Annotated in this window: 5 protein-coding genes; 1 reads left to right on the top strand and 4 read right to left on the bottom strand. The window is 66.2% G+C overall.

Annotation, left to right across the window (positions count from 1 at the left end):
* The 4 genes from JCM9942_RS12150 to hisS form a co-directional block, all read right to left on the bottom strand.
* Positions 1-380: histidinol dehydrogenase (locus JCM9942_RS12150; protein ID WP_172675109.1), on the bottom strand; the 380-nt coding region annotated here is incomplete at its 3' end.
* 11 nt (positions 381-391) lie between these two features.
* Positions 392-1,309 carry an ATP phosphoribosyltransferase gene (gene hisG, locus JCM9942_RS12145; protein ID WP_054659958.1) on the bottom strand — a complete coding sequence of 306 codons (918 nt, stop codon included), beginning with the start codon at positions 1,307-1,309 and terminating at the stop codon, positions 392-394.
* Between the two features lie 9 nt (positions 1,310-1,318).
* The gene (locus JCM9942_RS12140) at positions 1,319-1,654 is read right to left on the bottom strand and encodes a YerC/YecD family TrpR-related protein (protein ID WP_054659956.1); all 336 of its coding nucleotides are present in this window, start codon (positions 1,652-1,654) and stop codon (positions 1,319-1,321) included.
* A gap of 166 nt (positions 1,655-1,820) precedes the next feature.
* Complete coding sequence (gene hisS, locus JCM9942_RS12135) at positions 1,821-3,227, bottom strand: histidine--tRNA ligase (protein ID WP_054659954.1); 1,407 nt, start codon at positions 3,225-3,227, stop codon at positions 1,821-1,823.
* Between the two features lie 112 nt (positions 3,228-3,339).
* On the opposite strand from hisS, the gene JCM9942_RS12130 reads away from it, so the two are divergent.
* Positions 3,340-3,715, top strand: a 376-nt coding sequence (locus tag JCM9942_RS12130) for a Crp/Fnr family transcriptional regulator (RefSeq protein WP_157722905.1), incomplete at its 3' end; no start/stop codon positions are given.

Here is a 3,715-nt window from a genome sequence, read left to right as displayed (position 1 = left end):
TACAGCCCGACCCGGCCGATGGGGCGGATCATTTTCTCGCACACGACGCCCGGTGCGGTTTCCACCGCGTACGGCTGCGCCATGCCGGCGCGGTGATAGGCATCGATGCGCCCGGCCGCCTGCTGCATGGCAATGCGCAGCTCGGCCGACACCGCCCGCTCGGCCGCGGCGAATTCGGCCTCGCCGACTTCGAAATCCTCAGGAGCCACACCATCGAAACGGGCGCTGATCGCGCGCAGGGCGGCATCACCGCCGCCGCGCACCTGTTCGATCAAGGCCGCGACCGATTCGCGGGTCTGCGCGGCCACGCTCTGTACCGGACGGGTCAAAGTGGCGGCCTGCGCATCGGCATCGAGCGCGGCCCAGTCCAGGATCTTCAATTCGCTCCCGTTCATACCAGTGACTTCTCCACCGCCAGCACCATCAGTCCCTGCGCGCCAGCGCGCTCGAGCTCTTCCAGACGCTGCCAGCTCAGCGTGCCAGTGCACATGGTCTGCAGCCGCACCGCCGCGCCTTCGCCCGCACCGGGCAGGCGCAGCAGCGGTGTCGCATCGGGCAGCAAACGGGTCAGATCATCAATGCGGTCCTCGTTGGCGCTGAACATCAGCAGCTTCTGGTCCTGCACCTTGCTCAGACCATCAAGACGGCGCAACAGCATCGCCATCAGTCCGGCGCGGGCGTCATCCAGCGCGTGCGCCGGTCCGGCCAGTACCGCCTCGCTTTCCAGCAGCACTTCCACCGGTTTGAGCTGGTTGGCCGCCAGCGTGGCGCCGCTGGAGACCAGATCGCAGATCACTTCGGCCGTGCCCAGTTTCGGGGCGATTTCCACCGAGCCGGACAGCTCCACCACCTGCGCGTCCACCCCTTGCTCCTGCAGCCAGGCGCTGAGAATGGCCGGATAGCTGGTGGCGATGCGCTTGCCCTGCAGCATCTGCACGCCCTGCCAGTCCCAGTCCTCGGGCACGGCGATCATCAACCGGCACGCGCCGAAGCCCAGCCCACGCAAAGGCCGGTAGGCATCGGCCAGACCCAGCTGGCGGCGCGCCTTGGCCTGTTCGTCCAGCTCATTGAGGCCGACCACGCCCAGATCGCAGACGCCATCGGCGATCAGGCCGGGAATATCGTCATCACGCACCAGCAGCAGATCCACCGGCAGCGATTCGCCGAAGCAGAACAGCTTGTCGCGACTCTGCCGCCAGCTCAGGCCGCAGGCGGCCAGCAGGCTGCGCGCGGGATCGGCCAGACGGCCGCTCTTCTGGATGGCGATACGCAGCCGGTCACGCGCCGGCGCGGTGGGGGAAGCACTCATGGTCGGTTCTCAGTTGGATTCGGTTTTGCGCGCGGCAATACGCTCGATCGCGGTGGCATAGCCGCCACTGCCGTGCTCGAGCGAGCGCGCCACCCGGCCGATGGTGGTGACGCTCACCCCGGTCAGGTCGTAGATCTCGCGATAGGGAACGCCCTTGCGCAGCAGCGGCACGACCCGCCAGCGGTCGGCCATGGCCTCCAGCTCGGCGGGAGTGCACAGATCGCGCAGGAAAGCCTGCACCTCCTGCGGCTTGTCCAGTGCGGCAAACGCGCGCGCAACGCTTTCAAGGGAGCGTCGGAGGGCTTGTCTTTTTCGGTATCGATGCGCGGCTTCATTTGTATCAATGTATTAGCGTGCTAATACATTATTACGTACCGCAGGCCAGGTCAAACCCGTAGAGGTCAATAGGGCAGCGCCGTTCATTTCCGGGCGGGCGGCCGCGCCGTACCGGCGCCGCAAAAGAAAAGGCCCCGCGATGCGGGGCCTTGGATCAAACCGGAATAGCGACAGCTCAGCGCGCCATCGCGCGGGTCTGCTCCAGCTCCACCTGCAGGGCACTGGCCAGCTCCTCGCGCGCCACTTCGAACTGCTGCTCCCGCAGCAGGTCCTTGACCGCAACCACACCCCGCGCCAGCTCATCCTCACCGGCCAGCACCACGAAGCGGATGCCCGCCTTGGCCGCGTACTGGAACTGCTTGCCGACCTTCTTCGGCTCCATCTGCACTTCGGTGTTGATGCCACCGGCGCGCAGGCGGCGGGCGATATCCAGCGAATGCGGCATCGCCGCCTCGTCCATCAGCGCCACCATCGCCTGCACACTGGATTCGCCGATACCTTCGATCAGGCCGGCTTCGCGCAGCTGCCAGAACAGGCGGGTCAGACCGATGGAGATGCCCACACCCGGCAGCCGCGACTTGCTGTAGTGGCTGGCCAGGTCCTCATAGCGACCGCCCGAGCAGATCGAGCCGATCTGGGGGTGATCCAGCAGCGTGGTCTCGTAGACGGTGCCGGTGTAGTAATCCAGACCGCGGGCGATGGAGAAGTTCAGGCAATAGGCGCTTTCCGGCACGCCCAGCGCCTTGACCAGCTCCAGCACCTCGCGCAGCTCGGCCGCCCCGGTACGCAGCGACTCGCTGGCCGATTCACCGGCAGCAGCCAATACTGCATCAAGCTGTGCCAGCGCATCGGCATGCGAGCTGGAGCGGACCTCGACGAAGGCCAGGATGCGTTCGACCGCGTCGACCGGCAGGCCGAAGTCCGGACCGACCAGCGTTTCGCGCACATAGTCGGCGCCCCGCTTGTCCAGCTTGTCGACCTCGCGCAGGACCAACGCCTGCTGCTGTGGATCGGCTACACCCTGCGCCTCGAAGAAGCCGCGCATCAGCTTGCGGTTGTTCAACTGCACGGCGAAATTGCCGATGCGCAGCTCGGAGAACACCGCGTGGATCACCGCCAGCACTTCGGCGTCATAGCGGATGCTCAGCGCGTCCTTGCCGATCACATCGATATCGCACTGGTAGAACTCGCGGAAACGGCCCCGCTGGGCGCGTTCGCCGCGATACACACGCTGCATCTGGTAGCGTCGGAACGGGAACGTCAGTTCGTGTTCGTGCTCGGCCACGTAACGGGCCAGCGGCACGGTCAGGTCGAAACGCAGCGCCATTTCCGGCAGGCCACTGTCACCGGATTCGGCGGCATTGGCCAGCGCGCCGGTGGACTGCACGAAATACACCTGGCGCTCGGTCTCGCCACCGGATTTGGTCAGCAGCACATCGGACAATTCGAACACCGGCGTCTCCACCGGCAGGAACCCGAAGCGCTCGTAGTTGCGGCGGATGACGTCCAGCATGCGCTGGAACGCGATCTGCTCGCGCGGCAGCAATTCCATGATGCCGGGCGGGGTACGGGGCTTGATCACGGGCGAAACTCCTGCAACTCGGTGGGGATGGACGACCGCCAATTCTAGCGCCAGCCCGCCCCTGCTGGCCGCATGAAGTATCATTCACGCCATCTTTCCCCTCACCGAAGCCATGTCCCGGCCCTTCCCAGGTTCCGAGCAATCCTCCCCGGCGTCCGCCCCTGCGGAAGGCGCGGGTGCGCGCGAATGCCTGCAGTGCTCGGTCCGGCATCTGTCGGTGTGCTCGGCATTGTCCTGCGATGAAGTGCAGGCGCTGGAAGACATCACGGTATCCCAACCGGTTCCACTGGGCACCACGCTGGCACGCACCGGCGAGCCACGCACTTATGTCTATACCGTGACCGAGGGCGCCTTGCGCCTGGTCCGCACGCTGGCCGATGGCCGCCGCCAGGTCAGCGGTTTCGTGCTGCCGGGCGACTATGTCGGCCTGAGTGGCAGCGACCATCACCGCTACGACATCGAGGCGATCGCCGACAGCCGCGTGTGCC

The organism is Stenotrophomonas pictorum JCM 9942, assembly GCF_001310775.1.
Taxonomy (GTDB): Bacteria; Pseudomonadota; Gammaproteobacteria; order Xanthomonadales; family Xanthomonadaceae; genus Stenotrophomonas; species Stenotrophomonas pictorum.
The sequence above is the reverse complement of the archived record's forward strand: the minus strand, read 5'-3'. Positions and strand labels throughout refer to the sequence as shown.